At 44.1% G+C, this 19,633-nt stretch carries 22 protein-coding genes and 1 other RNA gene; 15 read left to right on the top strand and 8 right to left on the bottom strand.

The window, feature by feature from the left end; genetic code table 11:
• Positions 1–39: 39 nt before the first annotated feature.
• The 3 genes from sdpB to NSU05_RS17050 form a co-directional block, all read right to left on the bottom strand.
• Positions 40–1,011: a sporulation-delaying protein SdpB gene (sdpB, locus tag NSU05_RS17060; protein WP_003228363.1), complete on the bottom strand. Its 972-nt coding sequence runs from the start codon at positions 1,009–1,011 to the stop codon at positions 40–42.
• Positions 1,008–1,484 (bottom strand): sporulation-delaying system protein SdpA, encoded by a 477-nt coding sequence (sdpA, locus tag NSU05_RS17055; RefSeq protein ID WP_009968174.1) that lies wholly within the window; start codon positions 1,482–1,484, stop codon positions 1,008–1,010. The genes sdpB and sdpA overlap by 4 nt, the downstream gene beginning before the upstream one ends.
• 221 nt (positions 1,485–1,705) lie before the next feature.
• On the bottom strand, positions 1,706–2,239 hold the full coding sequence (locus NSU05_RS17050) for a GbsR/MarR family transcriptional regulator (protein WP_014478002.1): 534 nt from the start codon (positions 2,237–2,239) through the stop codon (positions 1,706–1,708).
• Between the two features lie 283 nt (positions 2,240–2,522).
• Here NSU05_RS17050 and opuBA point away from each other — a divergent pair, with 283 nt between their 5' ends.
• Genes opuBA through opuBD form a run of 4 tightly spaced genes read left to right on the top strand, consistent with a single transcriptional unit; the run spans position 2,523 to position 5,967 of the window.
• Positions 2,523–3,668 (top strand): choline ABC transporter ATP-binding protein OpuBA, encoded by a 1,146-nt coding sequence (opuBA, locus tag NSU05_RS17045; protein ID WP_038429643.1) that lies wholly within the window; start codon positions 2,523–2,525, stop codon positions 3,666–3,668.
• A gap of 16 nt (positions 3,669–3,684) precedes the next feature.
• Positions 3,685–4,338 carry a choline ABC transporter permease OpuBB gene (opuBB, locus tag NSU05_RS17040; RefSeq protein WP_038429641.1) on the top strand — a complete coding sequence of 218 codons (654 nt, stop codon included), beginning with the start codon at positions 3,685–3,687 and terminating at the stop codon, positions 4,336–4,338.
• Between the two features lie 11 nt (positions 4,339–4,349).
• On the top strand, positions 4,350–5,270 hold the full coding sequence (gene opuBC / locus NSU05_RS17035) for a choline ABC transporter substrate-binding lipoprotein OpuBC (RefSeq protein WP_038429639.1): 921 nt from the start codon (positions 4,350–4,352) through the stop codon (positions 5,268–5,270).
• A 16-nt stretch (positions 5,271–5,286) separates the two neighbouring features.
• Positions 5,287–5,967 carry a choline ABC transporter permease OpuBD gene (gene opuBD / locus NSU05_RS17030; protein ID WP_003228374.1) on the top strand — a complete coding sequence of 227 codons (681 nt, stop codon included), beginning with the start codon at positions 5,287–5,289 and terminating at the stop codon, positions 5,965–5,967.
• 39 nt (positions 5,968–6,006) lie between these two features.
• Here the strand turns inward: opuBD and NSU05_RS17025 are convergent, their stop codons facing one another.
• The 4 genes from NSU05_RS17025 to rghR form a co-directional block, all read right to left on the bottom strand.
• On the bottom strand, positions 6,007–7,707 hold the full coding sequence (locus NSU05_RS17025; protein ID WP_038429637.1) for a methyl-accepting chemotaxis protein: 1,701 nt from the start codon (positions 7,705–7,707) through the stop codon (positions 6,007–6,009).
• Positions 7,708–7,834: 127 nt separating this feature from the next.
• Positions 7,835–8,161, bottom strand: a complete 327-nt coding sequence (gene catR, locus NSU05_RS17020) for a catDE operon transcriptional regulator CatR (RefSeq protein WP_003242888.1) — start codon at positions 8,159–8,161, stop codon at positions 7,835–7,837.
• A 91-nt stretch (positions 8,162–8,252) separates the two neighbouring features.
• Positions 8,253–8,672 (bottom strand): helix-turn-helix transcriptional regulator, encoded by a 420-nt coding sequence (locus NSU05_RS17015; RefSeq protein ID WP_014480905.1) that lies wholly within the window; start codon positions 8,670–8,672, stop codon positions 8,253–8,255.
• A gap of 29 nt (positions 8,673–8,701) precedes the next feature.
• Positions 8,702–9,109 carry a transcriptional repressor RghR gene (gene rghR / locus NSU05_RS17010; protein ID WP_014665397.1) on the bottom strand — a complete coding sequence of 136 codons (408 nt, stop codon included), beginning with the start codon at positions 9,107–9,109 and terminating at the stop codon, positions 8,702–8,704.
• A 151-nt stretch (positions 9,110–9,260) separates the two neighbouring features.
• Here rghR and NSU05_RS17005 point away from each other — a divergent pair, with 151 nt between their 5' ends.
• Positions 9,261–9,494: a helix-turn-helix transcriptional regulator gene (locus NSU05_RS17005; protein ID WP_009968172.1), complete on the top strand. Its 234-nt coding sequence runs from the start codon at positions 9,261–9,263 to the stop codon at positions 9,492–9,494.
• Positions 9,495–9,533: 39 nt separating this feature from the next.
• Here the strand turns inward: NSU05_RS17005 and NSU05_RS17000 are convergent, their stop codons facing one another.
• On the bottom strand, positions 9,534–10,304 hold the full coding sequence (locus NSU05_RS17000) for an alpha/beta hydrolase (protein ID WP_038429635.1): 771 nt from the start codon (positions 10,302–10,304) through the stop codon (positions 9,534–9,536).
• A 148-nt stretch (positions 10,305–10,452) separates the two neighbouring features.
• On the opposite strand from NSU05_RS17000, the gene secG reads away from it, so the two are divergent.
• The 10 genes from secG (at position 10,453) to NSU05_RS16950 (ending at position 19,538) form a co-directional block, all read left to right on the top strand.
• Complete coding sequence (secG, locus tag NSU05_RS16995) at positions 10,453–10,683, top strand: preprotein translocase subunit SecG (protein WP_003220028.1); 231 nt, start codon at positions 10,453–10,455, stop codon at positions 10,681–10,683.
• 131 nt (positions 10,684–10,814) lie between these two features.
• Positions 10,815–11,555 (top strand): carboxylesterase, encoded by a 741-nt coding sequence (locus tag NSU05_RS16990; protein WP_003242610.1) that lies wholly within the window; start codon positions 10,815–10,817, stop codon positions 11,553–11,555.
• A gap of 18 nt (positions 11,556–11,573) precedes the next feature.
• Positions 11,574–13,913, top strand: coding sequence for a ribonuclease R (gene rnr, locus NSU05_RS16985; RefSeq protein ID WP_003228386.1), 2,340 nt, complete (start codon positions 11,574–11,576; stop codon positions 13,911–13,913).
• A gap of 144 nt (positions 13,914–14,057) precedes the next feature.
• A complete protein-coding gene (gene smpB / locus NSU05_RS16980) occupies positions 14,058–14,528 on the top strand; it encodes an SsrA-binding protein (protein WP_003220025.1) in 471 nt (156 codons plus the stop codon).
• 176 nt (positions 14,529–14,704) lie between these two features.
• Positions 14,705–15,067, top strand: a transfer-messenger RNA (tmRNA) gene (ssrA, locus tag NSU05_RS16975).
• Between the two features lie 182 nt (positions 15,068–15,249).
• Positions 15,250–16,044, top strand: coding sequence for an SDR family oxidoreductase (locus tag NSU05_RS16970; RefSeq protein WP_003228388.1), 795 nt, complete (start codon positions 15,250–15,252; stop codon positions 16,042–16,044).
• 109 nt (positions 16,045–16,153) lie between these two features.
• A complete protein-coding gene (locus tag NSU05_RS16965) occupies positions 16,154–16,726 on the top strand; it encodes a TetR/AcrR family transcriptional regulator (protein WP_038429633.1) in 573 nt (190 codons plus the stop codon).
• The gene (locus tag NSU05_RS16960; RefSeq protein ID WP_017695156.1) at positions 16,723–17,082 is read left to right on the top strand and encodes a multidrug efflux SMR transporter; all 360 of its coding nucleotides are present in this window, start codon (positions 16,723–16,725) and stop codon (positions 17,080–17,082) included. Before NSU05_RS16965 ends, NSU05_RS16960 begins: the two co-directional genes overlap by 4 nt.
• On the top strand, positions 17,079–17,480 hold the full coding sequence (locus tag NSU05_RS16955) for a YvaD family protein (RefSeq protein ID WP_003242541.1): 402 nt from the start codon (positions 17,079–17,081) through the stop codon (positions 17,478–17,480). The genes NSU05_RS16960 and NSU05_RS16955 overlap by 4 nt, the downstream gene beginning before the upstream one ends.
• Before the next feature lie 162 nt (positions 17,481–17,642).
• Entirely contained in the window at positions 17,643–19,538 is a 1,896-nt protein-coding gene (locus NSU05_RS16950; RefSeq protein ID WP_003243180.1) for an FUSC family protein, read from the top strand.
• Positions 19,539–19,633: the final 95 nt, after the last annotated feature.

Raw genomic sequence — 19,633 nt, 5'->3', positions numbered from 1 at the left:
ATTATACCTCCATTAAGTTATTTCTCCATTATCTAAATGTTAGCTATGAAACAATTTTGTAAGAAACTTGACTGATTCACCTCCTATTCTTTTGAAATTTCTCTTTCCTTTTACATATATATATTTAAATAAAGGAGAACACCAATTCATAGTGATATTTTGTTGTACAGGATGCAGATATATAATTAATGCTGATATCATGATCAAGCCAAAACTTACAATACCAATGCTGAATATTATCCCAATATGAAATAATATTCCCAAAACAAGGGCAATTCTCTTTATTCTGATATTTGAAATTATGCTTGCTGCTAAGAACAACTCAAAAATAGTTACTAACCAAGTGATGACAACAATAAAATTGCTTTCAAGTAGTGGATTCATTAAGTTAAGTTGATATTCAGGTAATCCAAACACCGGATCAGAAAAGAAATAGTAAATTGCTGTTCCTTCTGCCCACTCTTTATTTTTCAATCGCTCTAAAGCTGCGTTTAAATAAATGATAAAAACTTGAATTTTAATTATTGTCATTATATAAAACAATACTGTCTTCTTTGTGAAAGATTCATTATTGTTTTTCTTTATATTCCAATGATTTCGCCTTGAATCTAATAATGTAACAGGTAATATAAGAAAAGAAAGAACAGTTGCAATTTGCTCTCCACCATCGATAGTTAAAGCTGAAGTTTGAATACTATAGCAAATATACCAGTGAAATAAACCGGTAAATCTAGGTCTCCACCCTATAACCACTAAGGTTAATATAAAAATCATTAAGTATCTTATAATCTCAAAATTGATACTATATTCTTTAGCAAAACAAAAAGCGGTAGGGATATAGACATTTTCACATGTGACATTATTTGCACTATAACTAAATAAAATATCAGTACTATTGAATAATAGTACTAGTAATGTTGAGAAACCAAGTAAACTTCTAAAAAGTGCATATGTATTTTTCCATGGATTATAGGTGTCAATATAACCTTCTAAACTATTTAATATCTTCATACTATTTTTATTTTTAGCACCTTTCTTTCAAAAGAGGTAGTTTGCTTAAAGTCTATCCAATACCATGAGAGTGGTTTTTGGCGATATATTAGGTATTCTCCTTTGCTAAGATGTATATAATCTTCATTTTTTATAACCTTAATAGGCTTTATTTGTTTCTCTAAATTTGTGCAGGAGTTGTTGTTTTCACAAGTTTTCCAATTCTTTGGATCGATATTCTCTACAATTTTGCCTAATTCTATTGCCTGAACTCTTCCTTCTCTTTTTATCCCAAAAAAATTATTGGGAAGTGCATTAGGTAACTTTAAATTTTCTTTTGTGTGAAATGAAATGTTTTCTTCTGTAGGGCTTTTACTATAAAAGCCAAAGCCTTGGGGAGACAATTGTTGCAAAAAATTTTTTTTGAACAGTGGATTCTGAGGTGAAATATTACTAAAGTAATAAGAAGAAAATAATAGGAAACATATAGTCATTACAGTTATAATTCCTTTTTTTTTGATATAGATTACCTCCTCTAAGCTAATATAATCATTTCAAAAAGATTATATAATAGCTAGTCAGAATAATCAACAAAAAATGGATAATGAATAAATTAATGTAAACTATGCATTATTTTGTTTGTTTTCTTGAAGTTTGATATTCAACCATTTGGATTGGACTTAAAAAAGTCCCCAGAATTGAATTTGGGAACTTTTTACGGCTTCGGCACATATTTAAAAATTTCTTCGCTCTCAAAAAACTCAATCAAACGGCTGAGCCAATTATAATAATCAAGCCATTCCTTTAATTCTTTCAGCAGTTCATTCACTTTTTCTTCCGCTTCAGGAGTAAGCTCTTCATCCAACACGCTAAGCAGCTCCCGATTGAGTTTTTTATGCATCATTTTGTTTTTGCTGACGACTTTGCTCCAGGTGGCAGAAAACAGCGTGATAAATGTTTGATAGTAGTCCTGCTCAACCTCATATAAATCTTTTCGCACGCCTTTTTCGAATACCTTCTCGGCAATGTTGGCATCAAGCATTTCCCGCACTACCTGGCTCATACGTGTTTTGCTCATGCCGGTGGCCTCAGATAATTCCGTAAGCGTCATCGGTTTTCGATTCATATAAATAATGCCCAGCACTCGTCCGACGGTAGAGGGCATTCCAAATGCATGCATGTTTTCCGCGATTCTTTCTATAAAATGGTCCTCGGCTTGTTCAATGATCGTTAACGGATCTTTCTCCAACGGTTTCATCCTTTCAGCTAACAATTCCGATGTCAATATACCACATTTTTGATACGGCGAAAATGCTGTCAAAAGAGAATTTGGCAGGAAATTGGAGCAATAAGGAGATCAACACACGTCAATGCGGGTAAATCAGCGTTTACACATACTTTATAAATAATATGAACAAATTGTAAACTTTTTATTTTATAAACTTTATTCTATAATGGGAAGCATTCAATTGTCTGAAAAATTAAATTTAAACTGAACGAATTGAATAAACTTAATTTTGGAGGTGCGATGTTTGCTGACATTAGAAAATGTCTCGAAAACATACAAGGGCGGCAAAAAAGCCGTGAACAACGTAAATCTTAAGATTGCAAAAGGCGAATTTATCTGCTTTATCGGGCCGAGCGGCTGCGGAAAAACGACAACAATGAAAATGATTAACCGATTAATTGAGCCTTCCGCCGGGAAGATTTTCATTGACGGCGAAAACATCATGGACCAGGATCCTGTAGAGCTCAGGCGCAAAATTGGCTATGTGATTCAGCAGATCGGCCTGTTTCCCCATATGACCATTCAGCAGAATATCTCACTCGTCCCAAAACTGCTGAAATGGCCGGAGCAGCAGCGGAAAGAGCGGGCGCGTGAGCTTTTAAAATTGGTCGATATGGGGCCAGAATATGTAGACCGTTACCCTCATGAATTAAGCGGGGGGCAGCAGCAGCGAATTGGTGTATTACGGGCACTTGCCGCGGAGCCGCCGCTTATCTTAATGGATGAACCGTTTGGGGCACTCGACCCGATTACGAGGGATTCCCTCCAGGAAGAATTTAAAAAACTGCAAAAAACCTTACATAAAACCATCGTATTTGTTACCCACGATATGGATGAAGCGATTAAGCTGGCAGACCGGATTGTGATTTTAAAAGCGGGAGAAATCGTTCAAGTAGGAACGCCCGATGACATTTTAAGAAATCCGGCAGACGAATTTGTTGAGGAATTTATCGGCAAGGAGCGGCTGATTCAGTCATCCAGCCCGGATGTTGAACGGGTTGACCAGATTATGAACACACAGCCTGTAACGATCACCGCGGATAAAACGCTTTCTGAGGCCATTCAGCTGATGAGGCAGGAACGGGTCGATTCATTGCTGGTCGTCGATGACGAGCGCGTTCTGCAAGGCTATGTCGATGTTGAAATCATTGATCAATGCCGGAAAAAGGCCAATCTCATAGGTGAGGTTTTACATGAAAATATATACACAGTACTGGGCGGCACACTGCTGCGCGACACGGTCCGCAAAATTTTAAAACGGGGTGTCAAATATGTTCCCGTTGTGGATGAAGACCGACGCCTGATCGGAATTGTGACGAGGGCAAGTCTGGTCGACATCGTGTATGACTCCCTCTGGGGAGAAGAAAAGCAGCTCGCAGCATTGTCATAGGGAGGGGCGATAAGTCATGCATCATATTGTTCAATTTTTGCAAACCAATGGGGGCGAGCTTCTTTATAAAACATACGAACATATTACGATATCGCTCATTGCTGTGATCTTAGGCGTGCTGGTTGCCGTCCCCCTCGGGGTTGTGCTTACCAGAATGAAAAAAGGAGCCGGCACCATTATCGGCATTGTCAATATCATTCAGACGCTGCCGAGTCTGGCCATCCTCGCTTTTTTTATCCCACCCCTTGGTGTAGGGAAGGTTCCGGCCATTGTGGCTTTGTTTTTCTATTCCGTATTGCCGATTCTTCGCAACACGTATACCGGCATTCGCGGCGTCAACAAAAATCTGCTCGAATCTGGTAAAGGCATAGGAATGACGCCGACTGAACAAGTCCGCTTGGTGGAGCTGCCGCTTGCCGCGCCAGTGATCATGGCGGGAATCAGAACATCGACGATTTACTTAATCGGCTGGGCCACGCTTGCTTCCTTTATCGGAGGCGGCGGATTGGGTGATTACATTTTTATCGGGCTGAATTTATATCAGCCGGAATATATCATCGGGGGCGCGGTACCTGTCACGATATTGGCAATTGTGATTGATTATGTGCTGGCAGTTGCTGGACGAAAACTGACACCTGCCGGCATGCAGAGATTGAATGAATTGTCATAAGGAGGCGGCTCATGAAAAGAAAATATCTCAAATTAATGATAGGTTTAGCACTTGCGGCAACGCTGACGCTGAGCGGCTGTTCGCTTCCTGGTCTCAGCGCTGCTGCAGACCAGACCATTAAAATCGGCGCGCAAAGCATGAGCGAATCAGAAATCATCGCCAGCATGCTTGGCCAGTTGATCGAACACCATACTGATCTCAAAACAACAACGATTAAAAATCTTGGCTCCAACGCGGTGCAGCAGCAGGCTTTAATGAACGGGGAAATCGACATTGCGGCCACAAGATATACGGGAGACGCGCTGACAGGCACGTTGAGAATGGAACCTGAAAAAGATCCGGACAAAGCGCTGGCGCTTACTCAGCGGGAGTTTAAAAAAAGATATGATTTAAAGTGGTATGACTCCTACGGGTTTGATAATACATATGCCTTTACAGTCAGCAAGGAGCTGGCCGACCAATACCATTTAGAGACCGTATCAGACGTTAAAAAATGGGCGCCGCAATTAAAGCTGGGCGTTGATAACTATTGGATGAAGCTCAAAGGAAACGGCTATCAGGATTTTACGAAAACCTACGGCATGACATTCGGCGGCACGTATCCGATGCAGATCGGCCTTGTGTACGACGCGGTGAAAAGCGGAAAAATGGACATTGTGCTTGCGTATTCAACCGATGGAAGAATCAAGTCCTATGGTCTCAAAATGCTAAAGGATGATAAACAATTTTTCCCGCCGTACGACTGCTCTCCGGTTGTTCCGGAAAAGGTGCTCAAAGAACATCCTGAGCTTGAAGGCATCATCAAGAAAATGCTCGGAAAAATCGACACAGCCACGATGCAGGAGCTTAACTATGAAGTCGACGGCAATCTCAAAGAACCGTCTGTCGTTGCCAAGGAATATTTAGAAAAACATCACTACTTCGAATCGTGAAAGGGGGAAGAGGTCAATGAACGTGCTTGAACAGTTAATGACGTATTACGCGCAGAATGGCAGTTACGTCATGGATGAATTCGGCCGCCACTTTCTCATGTCGGCTTACGGCGTTTTATTTGCCGCTGTCGTCGGGGTTCCGGCCGGAATCCTCATCGCGCATTTTCGCCGTTTGTCAGCCTGGGTGTTTGCCGTAACAAACGTTATTCAAACAATCCCGGCGCTCGCTATGCTGGCCGTCTTAATGCTTGTTATGGGGCTCGGCGCAAATACCGTGATTCTATCATTATTTCTGTATTCCCTGCTGCCGATTATTCGAAACACGTACACAGGCATTATCAGTATTGAACATGCCTACTTAGAATCGGGAAAAGCAATGGGCATGACGAAATTCCAAGTACTCAGAATGGTTGAGCTCCCGCTCGCACTTTCTGTCATTATGGCGGGCCTTCGCACGGCTCTCGTCATTGCCATCGGAATTACAGCGATCGGCACATTTGTCGGTGCCGGAGGCCTTGGGGACATGATTGTCCGCGGCTCAAACGCAACAAACGGAACTGCGATTATTCTAGCCGGAGCGATACCAACTGCGGTGATGGCGGTAGGGGCGGATTTGCTCATGGCTTGGCTGGAGCGGGCATTAAGTCCGGTGAAGAAAAAAAGAACCGGGGCGAAACATGTTCAATCAGCTGCATAGAATAGAAAAAGAGGCTGGAGTCCAGCCTCTTTTTTCTATTTAAATCGTAAACTGACCCATCTTCTCATTAAGCTCATTGGCCAGCTGCTCAAGCTCTTCAGCATTTAGAAGCACTTGATCCATCGAATGGGCGGATTGCTCAGTTATTGAAAATGTTTCTTCAATGCCGGCGGCCGACTCTTCGGATACAGAAGCGATATTTTCAATCGATTGATTGATAGTAATCGATTGGTTTGTTAACTGCTTCAGGCCATCCGTTACTTCCTTAATGCTGTCTGCAACATGAGTGACGGATTGCTTGATATGCCGCATAGCCTGCCCGGTGTCTGTCAGGTTTTCCGTTCCTTTTTCGACTTCTGTAAAGCTGCTTTCCAAGTACGTAATGACAGTGTGGATCTCCTCCTGTGTCCCGCCTACAATAAGGGTAATATCCTGCACGGAATCAGAAACGCCGTCAGCCAGCTTTCTGACCTCCTCTGCCACAACGGCGAAGCCTTTGCCGCTTTCTCCTGCGCGGGCAGCTTCAATCGCGGCGTTAAGGGACAGCAAATTCGTTTGCTCGGCAATTCCGTTGATGACTTGAACGAGCTTGTTGATATCCTGAGAATGCTGTTCCAGTGATCTCACTTTATGCACGGCTTCTTCAACAATATGATGGATGGTTTTCATTTGCTGTAATGACGTAGCCATATTTTCGTTTCCGCTTACCGCGAGTTCGAGAACGTTTTGAGACGTATCGCTGATGGTGATGCCGTGATTATAGGCTTTATCAATGCTTTCAGTGAACTCATTCATCGATTCGGCAATCGTCACGGCGTCTTGGGCCTGCTGTTCAGAGCCCTCAGCCATTTCGTTCATCGTCTCGGTAATATGTTTGCTGCCGGATCTTGTTTCATTCGTTGCGGTTGCAAGCACCTGTGAAGAAGAAAGAACCCGGCTTGATATGTCTTTAGAATATCCGACAATATCTCTCAGATTCCCTACCATTTTTTGCAGCGCTTCATTCAGATCACCCAGCTCGTCTTTTGAGTTGAGCGGCTCCATATCGTTCGACAGATCGCCTTCGGCAATATGATTGGCAGATTCCTTCATGCGAATGATAGGCTTTACAATGTTTCGCGTGATATAAAGCCAGATGAAAATGCTGATGAGGATCGAAGCTGCCACAAGCAAAGCAGTGTAAATGAGCCCTTTATGATAGACGGCCTTCGTTTCTTTTACCGCTGTGTTGCTGCCTTCTTGATTTAAGTCAACAAGCTGAGTGATTGTTTTTTTCATATCCTCAAAGCTGGCCTCAGTCTGAACCAATAAACCTCTTGCTTTGTCCATGTCATTCGTGCGGCCGCTTTCGATAATTTGCGCATGAATATCCATATAGGTGTTCACTTCAGTTTGAAGCTGCTCGAACAGTTTCTGCTCTTTATCAGTGGAGATCGTTTTTTCGTAGTTATCGAGCTTTTGGTTAATGTCTTCCATGATTTGATTCATTTCTTGATCAAGTGTATCCATTTTGCTTTTGTCTGTATAAATCAGAAAGTCCTTTTCTTTAGAAGACAGGTGCTCGGTTACATAATTAATTGAAGTGATTCCTTTGATGCCGTCAATCCATTTTGTGTTGATTTCATCTGTTTTTTGAATGATATGCTGCATATTAAGAACGCCTATTCCGCCTACAAGTAAATTGATCAGGATCAGTGTCAAAAATACCAGGCTGAATTTGCGGGAAATCGTCAGTCGCATATAGTGGTCTCCTTTAAAAACGTAATGTGTGGATGTACTATATATCGGCTGAGAAATCGTTTTTTTACCTGGGAAAAAATAAAAAACGGCTCTTTTCTCGTCTTTGAGATCAGAACCGTTTTAGCAATTAGTCAAGAAAGGAAGGGTCAATCCATTCAGTCGCCCATTTAGAAATCTCACCTAAAATGGGTGCCAGTGCCTTTCCTTTATCAGTCAATGAATATTCGATGCGAACCGGAGTTTCAGGGATGACATCCCGCTTCACTACTCCTTCAAGCTCAAGTTCTTTCAGCCGTTCTGACAGAACTCTGCCGCTTAGATTTGGAAGTGCTGCTTCAATTTCGCTAAATCGCTGAGACCCGTTCAAGAGCTGAAATACGATTAAAGCGACCCAGCGTTTACTTAAGATGTCGACTGCTTTTTCAAATCTAGGGCACATTTCTGATTGGTTCATACTTTTCACCTCGTCTGTCACTATTATAACGCAAATAACGAGGGAGGGTATGCAAGCGTGATTGATAAAATATAGAAAGAGAAACAGGGGATTATGAGGAAGAGGCGCGTTTTTTTGCTTCTGAAGACAAAAAATCGAAGTATTTGCTGAGATTTTCAATATCCTGCTTTGAGAGATGTTCCCATTTTTGACTATTGAAAATCGGGAGGTGCTCCGCTCCGCGCGTGACAGCCGTCTGGTAAATTTCATAAACGGATTGATAGCTTTCTGATGCTTCGCGGATTTCTTCAGGAAAGGCCTGAATATGGCCTGCGGCGGCCATTAGGTTTTCGTACGGCACTTTCAGGACGGCTGCCAGTTTTTTAATCGTGGCGGGTTTTGGCGTCCCGCGTTTGCCGTTTTCAATTTTTGAAATGGTGGCCGAGCTGATGCCTGAGTACACCGCAAGCTGATTCACTGTCAGTTTGCGGGCGCGGCGCAGCTCCCGTAATTGCTGTCCGAACGGTGACATGGTCTATCGCCTCACATTTCTATCAAGAGTCAGTCATCAGCAGACCGTTTTTTGGCTTCGTCTGAAATAAACGAAAAATAATGATCCAGCATGAGCAAATCTTCTTTATTGAGATATTGCCATTTTTCGTTCTCAAGAAGCGCAAGGTTTTTCAGGTCATAGGCCTCCGCTTTTTCGAGCAGCTTGCACTTCGTTTCGTAAGGGGCCTTGGCTTCATGCACTTCTTCGATGTAACCAGCCTTATACATAAGCCCCTCATAAGGAATTTTTAAGGCCTCTGCCAGTTTTTTGATGGTGGCAGGTTTGGGAACGCCCCGTTTTCCGTTTTCGATTCTGGAGATGCCGGCCGCGCTTACGCCTGAATAAGTCGCCAGCTGGTTGACTGTTAACTTTCTCTCTTCACGCAATGCCCGTAATTGTTCGCCAAAGCTTTCCATATATCTCACCCCGTCCCTCACTGTTACTCATATTTTAGTATGTTTATTGACTAAAGGGAATAGGTAGACTGGAAATGTATTGACAAAAGTTAACATAAGCCGTAATGTAAAAGTATAGAAAAAAGTTTTTCAGGAATGGAAGGTGAGGAAAGTGCCAGTAGAAAAGATACAGATTAGACGTGATTATGTCTTGCAGTATATGGTTAATAACGATTATTCCCTTAATCAGCTTGCGCTGGAAATCGGAGTCTCACCCGCCACACTGAGCCGCGTGCTGAATGGAGAAAGAAGGCCGGGGCAGCTTGTGATTGGTAAAATGCTTCACTATTTTAATTTGAAATTTGAGGATCTTTTTTACTATGATTTTGTTGACAAAAGTCAATAAAGTAACAAAAAACGCAAGGAAGCCAAGCGTTTTCTATTCCTATGAATGATGTGTCAGCACAAACCCTGTCACCAGCTCATTGCACGTTTTCCATTGTTTTGTCGGCAATTGATGTCCCTGATATTCCAATCTGAAAAATTCGGCATGTCTGCACGATCTTCGGTAATAGCCTGCGTTTGTAAAGGTCCAGTCCCGCAGGCCGCCATACATAAACAGCATTGGCATTTCTAGGCGGGGCAGCTGTTCAATGCAGTTGTAGCCAAGCGAATCCAGATAATACTGATGCCAATGGGCCAGGTCTGCTTTTTTCATATGGTCTGTTAATATGCTGCGAAGCTGTCTGTCTTTTGTGTGGCTGCCAGCGAGGATTTTCATGAGCAAACCGGGGTTTTTTTCAAGCAGATACATTCCCAGTTTGTGCAGCTTCTGGCCGATTACGTTATGAACAGCGGGGTAGGCGCCGGACAGAATAAGGTGTGACACTTTGTCGGGGCGGGTGAAGCCGGTATGCTGCGCGATTAAGCCTCCGGCAGAATACCCGAATAACACAGCTTTATCAATATCCAAAGCGTCCATGAATTGCGCGATCTCGTTTGCGTAATAGGAAATAGACGCTGGCTGATCGATATGATCACTATCACCGTGGCCGCTTAAATCGGGAAAAATCACCCTGAAATGCTTGGATAGAAGGCGCTGATAATAAAAAACCTTGCGTCCCATGCCCGGCGGGTGGATAAAAATGATAGGGATTCCCTGTCCATATTCTTCATAAAAAAGATGTTTCCTGCTGTCTATGCTGATAAGCGGCATCGCTTTTCTCCTTTGACCTTTTCATATGAATAGGGTAACCAAGATAAAACGTCTTATCCGGCCTTTTGGCGTCTGATACAGCGTGACATGCCAACCCTTTTCATGTAAAATAGAAGTAATGTAGCCAGTGAGTCTGGAGGTGTATGGGATGCACGCAGTTTTGATTACCTTGTTGGTTATCGTCAGCATTGCACTTATTATTGTCGTTTTGCTTCAATCCAGTAAAAGCGCCGGATTATCTGGTGCGATTTCAGGTGGAGCGGAGCAGCTCTTCGGGAAACAAAAAGCAAGAGGTCTTGATTTAATTTTGCACCGCATTACGGTAGTGCTGGCAGTCTTGTTTTTCGTGTTAACGATTGCGCTTGCTTATATCCTATAGGGCAATGTTTGTATAAGGTCTGATGTGAAGTCAGGCCTTTTTCACGTTTCTGGATGATATTCAAAACGTTTTTTTCTGATTAAACTGTGGAAAACTATAATGATCGTGCAGATAGAAAGGGAGACATGAGCATGAAAGTTGTGACACCAAAACCATTTACATTTAAAGGCGGAGACAAAGCGGTGCTTTTGCTGCACGGCTTTACAGGCAATACAGCGGATGTAAGGATGCTGGGACGATATTTGAATGAACGCGGCTATACGTGCCACGCGCCTCAATATGAAGGACATGGCGTCCCGCCTGAAGAACTTGTACATACGGGGCCCGAAGACTGGTGGAAAAACGTAATGGATGGCTATGAATACTTAAAATCTGAAGGCTATGAGAGCATTGCGGCCTGCGGACTGTCGCTTGGCGGGGTTTTTTCGCTGAAATTGGGTTACACTGTACCCATAAAGGGAATTGTCCCAATGTGCGCACCGATGCATATTAAGAGTGAAGAGGTCATGTATCAAGGCGTTCTTTCATACGCTCGCAATTACAAAAAGTTTGAGGGGAAAAGCCCGGAGCAAATTGAAGAGGAAATGAAAGAATTCGAAAAAACGCCGATGAATACCCTCAAGGCGCTGCAAGACTTAATTGCTGATGTGCGGAATAATGTCGATATGATTTATTCACCGACATTTGTGGTGCAGGCCCGTCATGACCACATGATTAATACCGAAAGCGCCAATATTATTTACAACGAAGTGGAAACTGATGATAAACAGCTGAAATGGTACGAGGAATCAGGGCATGTCATTACACTCGACAAAGAACGTGACCTCGTCCATCAGGATGTGTATGAATTTTTAGAGAAGCTCGATTGGTAATCAACAGGAGGTCGGATAATGGAAAAAGAAGCATTTATGGAAAAGCTTCTCTCGTTTATGAAGGAAGAGGCGTACAAACCTCTGACCGTTCAGGAACTTGAGGAGATGTTAAATATTACGGAAGCCGAGGAGTTTAAAGAGCTCGTCAAAGCGTTAGTCGCCTTGGAAGAAAAAGGGCTTATCGTACGGACGAGAAGCGACCGCTACGGCATTCCGGAGAAGATGAACTTAATAAAAGGAAAGATTTCAGCCCATGCGAAAGGATTCGCCTTTTTGCTGCCTGAGGATACGTCGTTAAGTGATGTGTTTATTCCGCCTAATGAGCTAAATACGGCAATGAACGGCGATATCGTCATGGTGCGTCTAAATTCACAGTCAAGCGGCTCCAGGCAGGAAGGAACCGTCATACGGATTTTAGAAAGAGCGATTCAGCGGGTTGTCGGCACGTATACAGAAACGAGAAACTTCGGCTTTGTCATTCCGGACGACAAAAAAATCACGAGTGACATCTTCATTCCGAAAAATGGGAAAAATGGAGCTGCGGAAGGGCATAAGGTTGTTGTCAAGCTGACGAGCTATCCTGAAGGCCGCATGAACGCAGAGGGTGAGGTTGAAACCATTCTCGGCCACAAAAACGACCCAGGCATTGATATTTTATCGGTCATTCATAAGCACGGCCTGCCGGGAGAATTTCCAGCTGACGCGATGGAACAGGCATCAAGTACGCCTGACACGATTGATGAAAAAGATCTGAAAGACCGCCGTGATCTCCGTGACCAGGTGATTGTCACCATTGATGGTGCGGATGCGAAGGATTTGGATGATGCAGTTACCGTGACGAAACTTGATGATGGAAGCTACAAGCTTGGCGTTCACATAGCTGATGTCAGCCATTACGTAACCGAAAACTCGCCGATTGACAAAGAAGCGCTTGAAAGAGGGACAAGTGTGTATCTGGTTGACCGTGTCATCCCGATGATTCCGCACAGATTGTCAAACGGCATCTGCTCCTTAAATCCAAAGGTTGACCGCCTGACGCTTTCTTGTGAAATGACAATTAACAGTCAGGGACAGGTGACAGAGCACGAGATCTTCCAAAGTGTCATCAAAACAACGGAAAGAATGACATATTCAGATGTGAATAAAATTCTTGTTGATGATGATGAAGAGCTGAAGCAAAAATACGAGCCTCTTGTTCCGATGTTCAAAGACATGGAGCGCCTGGCTCAAATTCTTCGCGATAAGCGGATGGACCGCGGCGCCGTTGACTTTGATTTCAAAGAAGCAAAGGTGCTTGTTGATGACGAAGGAGCGGTTAAAGACGTTGTGATCAGAGAACGCTCTGTCGCCGAGAAGCTGATTGAAGAATTTATGCTTGTGGCAAACGAAACAGTGGCGGAGCATTTCCATTGGATGAACGTCCCGTTTATATACCGGATTCACGAAGAGCCGAATGCTGAAAAGCTGCAAAAGTTTTTAGAATTTGTGACGACATTTGGCTATGTGGTGAAAGGAACGGCGGGGAATATTCATCCGCGCGCGCTGCAAAGCATTCTGGACGCTGTACGTGACAGACCAGAGGAAACGGTTATATCTACTGTTATGCTCCGTTCGATGAAACAGGCGAAATACGACCCGCAAAGCTTGGGGCACTTCGGTCTGTCAACGGAATTCTATACGCATTTCACATCGCCGATCCGCCGTTACCCGGACTTAATCGTTCACCGTCTGATCCGAACGTATTTGATCAACGGCAAAGTCGATGAAGCGACACAGGAAAAGTGGGCTGAACGCCTGCCGGATATCGCCGAACATACATCATCTATGGAGCGCCGTGCAGTTGACGCCGAGCGTGAGACGGATGACCTGAAAAAAGCGGAATACATGCTTGATAAAATCGGTGAAGAGTTTGACGGCATGATCAGCTCTGTGACAAACTTCGGAATGTTCGTCGAGCTGCCGAATACAATTGAAGGACTCGTCCATGTCAGCTTTATGACAGATGACTACTACCGCTTTGACGAACAGCATTTCGCAATGATTGGCGAGCGGACAGGCAACGTCTTCCGCATCGGGGATGAAATCACAGTCAAGGTTGTCGATGTCAATAAAGATGAGCGCAATATCGACTTTGAAATTGTCGGCATGAAGGGCACTCCGCGGCGTCCGAGAGAATTGGACAGCAGCCGGAGCAGAAAACGCGGAAAGCCTGCCAGAAAACGTGTTCAAAGCACCAATACACCTGTTTCTCCAGCTCCGTCTGAGGAAAAAGGGGAGTGGTTCACTAAGCCGAAGAAGAAAAAGAAAAAACGCGGCTTCCAGAATGCTCCGAAACAGAAACGGAAAAAGAAGAAATAGCAGCTCAACCAGCAAATAGGGCCGCAGCGCTCTATTTGCTTTCTTTCGGAAACAGCTTTTCATTGTAGCAGTACGTGACATTTGGTAAAATAGAGCGTATCGCAAAAGGTGGACAGTTTTTCCTTAGAGAGAGGAGGTTCTGGCATGCCAAAAGGGTCAGGAAAAGTATTATCTCAAAATAAGAAAGCCAATCACGATTATTTTATAGAAGAAACCTATGAAACAGGCATCGTTCTGCAAGGAACCGAAATCAAATCGATTCGCGCCGGCCGCGTAAACCTTAAGGATTCCTTCGCCAAAATCGAACGGGGAGAAGTGTTTCTCCACAATATGCACGTCAGCCCATATGAGCAGGGAAACCGCTATAACCACGATCCGCTTCGGACAAGAAAGCTGTTAATGCACCGCAAGGAGATTAATAAGCTGATCGGGTTAACAAAGGAAAAAGGCTATTCTCTCGTTCCGCTGAAGCTGTATTTAAAAAACGGCTTTGCCAAAGTGCTTCTCGGCCTTGGAAAAGGGAAGAAGAACTATGACAAACGGGAAGATCTGAAGCGCAAGGACGCGAAGCGGGAAATCGAAAGAGCGTTCAGAGACAGTCAAAAAGGCTTCTAAAGGCATAGTGCTTGATTCGAAAATCAGGCCTGTGCTATACTGTGTTCACGATCAGATCACGACGCCATTCATTTGAAGGATTTGACAATTGAAAAGAGCCGTGATCATGTTATAATAAGACTATAGCCAGTTTGAGTGAGAGCTTGATATTTTCTCCCGTATTTCCCTTATACCAAGGGGACGTTACGGATTCGACAGGGATGGATCGAGCTTGAGCTGCGAGCCGAGAGGCGATCTCGTAAACACGCACTTAAATATAACTGGCAAAACTAACAGTTTTAACCAAAACGTAGCATTAGCTGCCTAATAAGCGCAGCGAGCTCTTCCTGACATTGCCTATGTGTCTGTGAAGAGCACATCCAAGTAGGCTACGCTTGCGTTCCTGTCTGAGAACGTAAGAAGAGATGAACAGACTAGCTCTCGGAAGGCCCGCCCGCAGGCAAGAAGATGAGTGAAACCATAAATATGCAGGCTACGCTCGTAGACGCTTAAGTAATCGATGTTTCTGGACGTGGGTTCGACTCCCACCGTCTCCATACATACTGACAATAAAGCAGAACCTCTTAAGAGGTTCTGCTTTATTTTTTCTCCAAACCACAGGCACCAAAAAGTGCGTACTTCCATTTCAATCCCAGCTGTTTCATACTGATTGCAGAGCAGATGTTTCACCAATCAGATTTCTGTCAATAAATAAGAGGAATCAAAAACGGAGGGATGAATAATGAAGCTGAATTTACAAGGAAAAACCGCATTGGTGACCGGTTCGACATCAGGGATCGGAAAAGCTATTGCCTCTTCATTAGCTGAAGAAGGTGCGGCAGTGATCATTAACGGACGCCGGGAAGAGAAAGTGAATCAAACGATAGATGAACTGAAAACACAACATGCTGAAGCGGTTCTTTATCCGGCTGCATTTGATTTGGGAACAGAAGAAGGCTGCAATGAGCTGTTTCAGGCATATCCAGAGGTTGATATTTTGGTCAACAATTTAGGGATTTTTGAACCGGCGGAGTACTTTGATATTCCCGACGATGAATGGTTTCGTTTTTTTGAAGTGAATATTATGAGCGGTGTAAGGCTGACACGCAGGTATTTGCATAACATGATAGAGAAAAAAGAAGGGCGTGTGATTTTCATTGCCAGTGAAGCAGCGATTATGCCGTCACAGGAAATGGCCCATTACAGTGCGACAAAAACGATGCAGCTGTCCATTTCCCGCAGTTTGGCGGAGCTGGCAACCGGCACGAATGTCACAGTCAACACCGTCATGCCGGGCTCTACCTTAACAGAGGGTGTGGAAACCATGCTGAACTCGCTGTATCCTGGTGAAAACCTGACTGTTCAAGAAGCTGAGGCACGTTTTATGAAAGAAAACCGGCCGACATCTATTATTCAAAGACTGATCCGTCCGGAAGAAATCGCCCACTTCGTTACATTTTTAAGCAGCCCGCTTTCCTCTGCGATCAATGGTGCGGCACTTCGGGCAGACGGCGGTTTGGTCCGCAGTGTCTTTTAAACCTCTCCCAACAGGAGAGGTTTTTTATATATTGTTGATTTCCATAAATTTCTGCCGTATAATATTGGTACCGAAATAGTTTTATTGGTACCGGAAGTGGGGGATTAATGTGGAAAAAAGAATTATGGCGGAAACCATCCGGCTGATCAAGCAGAAAGGATTTTCATTTACGATGAATGATTTGGCGGCAGCGCTGGGAACGAGCAAGCGGACGCTCTATGCATATTATTCATCTAAAGATCAGCTTGTTGAGGCGGTTGTCGAACAATTTATAGCTGAAATGAAGCAAATAGAAAGAGACATCTATGAAAATGAAAGTTTAAATGTGCTCGAAAAGGTGAAAAAAATGCTGATCAGCCTTCCGCAGGGGATGGAACTGCTGAACATGGGATTATTAAATGAACTAAAGAAATACCATTACGATGCGTGGCTTACATTAGACGCGTTTATTAAGGAAGAATGGGCGATTGTCCTAGCATTATTAAACGAGTGCAAACAGCAAAAGAGAATCAGAAACATCAATCCGGACCTGTTTGTTCACATGTATATAGGGAGCATCAATCAAGTGTATGACCCTGAATATCCGCTGAAACATCAGTTCACGACAGGAGAGGTGCTTGAATCAATTGTAGATGTTTTGTTTAACGGTATAACAGCTGATGAGGAGGCTGATGCGACATGAATTGGGTGTTTCTATGCTCGGCGATTTTGTTTGAGGTTGCGGGAACGGTCAGCATGAAGCTATCGTCCGGTTTTACAAAGCTTATTCCCAGTTTGCTGTTGATTTTCTTTTATGGAGGGAGTCTTTTCTTTCTGACGCTTACGCTTAAATCCATTGATGTATCTGTTGCTTATGCTGTATGGTCAGGGATGGGAATTGTCCTGATTACAGTCGTTGGTTTTTTGTTTTTTCAAGAACATGTGAGTGTCATGAAAGTCATTTCAATTGGATTGATTATTGCCGGTGTTGTGTCTTTAAACCTGATCGAGCATGCTGCGGTGTCTGAGCCGGTACATAAAAGCGGGCAGTACAAATGAGATATATGAAGCTGTTTTTTCTCGTGACTGATATCGGTTTTATCTTGTACTGGCTGTCAGCCGGATTTTCGCTCATACCGGAAAGCTGGGCTTTTAAACATCATGACCATCCGTTTATGATCGCTTGGAACTGGTCTTTTTTTCCGCTGGATATCCTGATTTCTGTCACAGGGTTGTACAGCTTGTACCTACAGCGGGTGAATCGAGCTGACTGGAAGCTGATGGCGCTGATTTCTCTTGTGCTGACCTGTTGTTCAGGTCTGCAGGCGCTATCATTCTGGACATTCAGCAGTGACTTTGATCTTGTGTGGTGGCTGTTTAATGGGTATCTATTGATTTATCCTTTATTTTTTATTCACCTGCTCTTGAAGGAAGGCAGAAGGACAAAACAGTCCTGACAGGTGCCGCTTTTATAATAAACTGATGTAATGAAGCAGAGACGGTATAAGTCTCTGTTTTTTTATCGTGCGCACCAATTGAGAAGCTAACCGCGTTTTTGGGCATACTAAAGCGAAGAAACTGGAAAAGTTCTACACATTCATTGAAAAGGATTTTGTCAAATGAACAAAACTGCTGCGAACAATCAAAGAATCATGCCTATCGTGAAGGATGCCTTTCGCATTCATGCAAATCCATTTCCTTGGAAAAAGGCTATCGGATCAGGTTTCGCTTCAGGGTTTCCTGTGCTGGTCGGTGCATTGGCAGGTCACACGGATTACGGATTAATTGCAAGTATCGGAGGCTTTGTTTATTTATATGCGGGCGGTGAATCGTACAAAAAGCGCGCCTTGAAGCTGCTCTTGGTTTCTATTGGGATCGCCCTCTCATTTGGTTTAGGGACGCTTTTGTCCGGGATGCTTTGGATGATGGCGGCTGTTTTGGGGCTGATCGGTGCAGCGGCGATGTTTATTTTTAGCGCGCTCGGCATTCAAGGCCCTGCGCCGATGTTTTTTGTCCTTGCCTTTTTAGTCAGTTCCGGGCTGCCGGCCGATCCTTCACAAGCGCTGTTCAGAGCGGGACTGACGTTTCTCGGCGGCATTTTCGCCATGGGTATCGCTTTAATCGGCTGGTTATGGAACAAACATGGACCGGAGGGAGCGGTGCTGCAAAAAACATATCATCAGCTGGCTGCATGTCTTTCAGCCGTCGGAACGCCAGGTTTTCATAACGCACAGCATCAGACGGTGCTCATGCTTAGAACAGCCCGCCAAACGGTTCTTGGGAAAGGGAACAGACGGAAAAAATCGCGGCATGATGAACGATTTTTTCGCCTCCTTGAGAAAGCTGACGACATATTTATTGCCATTATTCATTTTTCAGCTGAAACGCCGGACAGAGAGACCGCGCAGATTGAAAAGGCACTTCGCCAAACCGGAGATATGCTTGCGAATGCACGGGTTTTCAATACGTTTCAGATTAATGAAAATGAATCTGAGCCTAGGCGGAAGCTGTTTGAAGAAATCAATGAGGTTTTGTATATCGCTTCAGGACGTTTTGATAAGCAGCTTGACGGGGAACCAAGCCGCCTGCCATCCTCTTTTTACTTTTTGAGAAATGCCTTTGACTGGAAGTCTCCAGTTTTGATTAGAGCGTTAAAGTACGGAATTGTTCTGTTTGCCGCCGATATGTTTGCCCTCGCATTCGGCTTTGCACGCTCCTATTGGATTCCGCTTTCGGCAGCAGCGGTCATGCTTGGCACTACTGTTGTTTTTACGCTTCACAGGGCTATTCAGCGTTCGGCCGGAACGGTGATCGGTGTTATACTGGCAGGCGCAATCCTGTTTTTTAAGCCGGGCGGTGTTTATATTGCGTTTTGTATTGCAGCGCTGCAATGTCTTCTTGAGATGCTGATCGTCCGCAATTATGCGCTGGCTGTTCCCTTTTTAACCGCAAATGCGCTTGTTATCACAGAAAGTATGCATGGCGGGGCGGGCGCCGGTTATTTTATGATAGCGAGGCTGACTGATGTAGCTGTCGGCAGCGTGATCGGGCTGTTGGGAACAATGCTTTTGTGGCGGCGGTTTTCAACCAAGCGGCTGCCAGAACTTGTGCGGAATGTCATCCGGCTGGAAGGGCAGTTTATGGAGAAACTGTTAACCGGGCAAATTGCCGACGAACACAAGTTAAGGGTGAGTCTTGTCAGGCTTCGGGATGCGTATGACAAGGCGCTTGGCGAGTTTCCTCACGCGAATGCGGATGCGCTCTGGCCTGCCATTTCCGGTGCTCAGCACTTAGGGTACTATTTGCTCTCGGCGCAAGCTCACCGCCGTCCGTCTGCTCCGTTTTCTGATGAAGAGATCAACCAGCTGCGGGCGTTTTTTGAACAGGCTGAGCAATCCTTTATCATGAAAAGGATGCCTGCGGATATTCAAGTGCCGCATGTCCCTCATTATCCTCGGATCAGTAAAGAATTGTCCGCGCTGTATTCCGGCTTGAGAACAGCTTTTGAAAAGTAAGCTGTTTGGGAAAGTTAAATAATCTTTAATTCGAGATGTTTTACTTGAAAGTAAATTTCTTTGTCTCTATAATAAAGTCTAAGAGAGACAGAATA

Origin of the sequence: Bacillus sp. EU52 (assembly GCF_037964975.1) — a bacterium.
Lineage (GTDB): Bacteria > Bacillota > Bacilli > Bacillales > Bacillaceae > Bacillus > Bacillus subtilis.
Note: the sequence above shows the minus strand (reverse complement) of the source record. Positions and strands in the feature narration are given on the sequence as shown.

Bases quoted from the DNA above. Each gene is read 5' to 3' on its own strand.
- sdpB (WP_003228363.1), bottom strand. From the start codon at position 1,011: ATGAAGATATTAAATAGTTTAGAAGGTTATATTGACACCTATAATCCA.
- sdpA (WP_009968174.1), bottom strand. From the start codon at position 1,484: ATGACTATATGTTTCCTATTATTTTCTTCTTATTACTTTAGTAATATT.
- opuBB (WP_038429641.1), top strand. From the start codon at position 3,685: ATGCATCATATTGTTCAATTTTTGCAAACCAATGGGGGCGAGCTTCTT.
- opuBC (WP_038429639.1), top strand. From the start codon at position 4,350: ATGAAAAGAAAATATCTCAAATTAATGATAGGTTTAGCACTTGCGGCA.
- opuBD (WP_003228374.1), top strand. From the start codon at position 5,287: ATGAACGTGCTTGAACAGTTAATGACGTATTACGCGCAGAATGGCAGT.
- NSU05_RS17025 (WP_038429637.1), bottom strand. From the start codon at position 7,707: ATGCGACTGACGATTTCCCGCAAATTCAGCCTGGTATTTTTGACACTG.
- catR (WP_003242888.1), bottom strand. From the start codon at position 8,161: ATGAACCAATCAGAAATGTGCCCTAGATTTGAAAAAGCAGTCGACATC.
- NSU05_RS17015 (WP_014480905.1), bottom strand. From the start codon at position 8,672: ATGTCACCGTTCGGACAGCAATTACGGGAGCTGCGCCGCGCCCGCAAA.
- rghR (WP_014665397.1), bottom strand. From the start codon at position 9,109: ATGGAAAGCTTTGGCGAACAATTACGGGCATTGCGTGAAGAGAGAAAG.
- NSU05_RS17000 (WP_038429635.1), bottom strand. From the start codon at position 10,304: ATGCCGCTTATCAGCATAGACAGCAGGAAACATCTTTTTTATGAAGAA.
- secG (WP_003220028.1), top strand. From the start codon at position 10,453: ATGCACGCAGTTTTGATTACCTTGTTGGTTATCGTCAGCATTGCACTT.
- NSU05_RS16990 (WP_003242610.1), top strand. From the start codon at position 10,815: ATGAAAGTTGTGACACCAAAACCATTTACATTTAAAGGCGGAGACAAA.
- rnr (WP_003228386.1), top strand. From the start codon at position 11,574: ATGGAAAAAGAAGCATTTATGGAAAAGCTTCTCTCGTTTATGAAGGAA.
- smpB (WP_003220025.1), top strand. From the start codon at position 14,058: ATGCCAAAAGGGTCAGGAAAAGTATTATCTCAAAATAAGAAAGCCAAT.
- NSU05_RS16970 (WP_003228388.1), top strand. From the start codon at position 15,250: ATGAAGCTGAATTTACAAGGAAAAACCGCATTGGTGACCGGTTCGACA.
- NSU05_RS16960 (WP_017695156.1), top strand. From the start codon at position 16,723: ATGAATTGGGTGTTTCTATGCTCGGCGATTTTGTTTGAGGTTGCGGGA.
- NSU05_RS16955 (WP_003242541.1), top strand. From the start codon at position 17,079: ATGAGATATATGAAGCTGTTTTTTCTCGTGACTGATATCGGTTTTATC.
- NSU05_RS16950 (WP_003243180.1), top strand. From the start codon at position 17,643: ATGAACAAAACTGCTGCGAACAATCAAAGAATCATGCCTATCGTGAAG.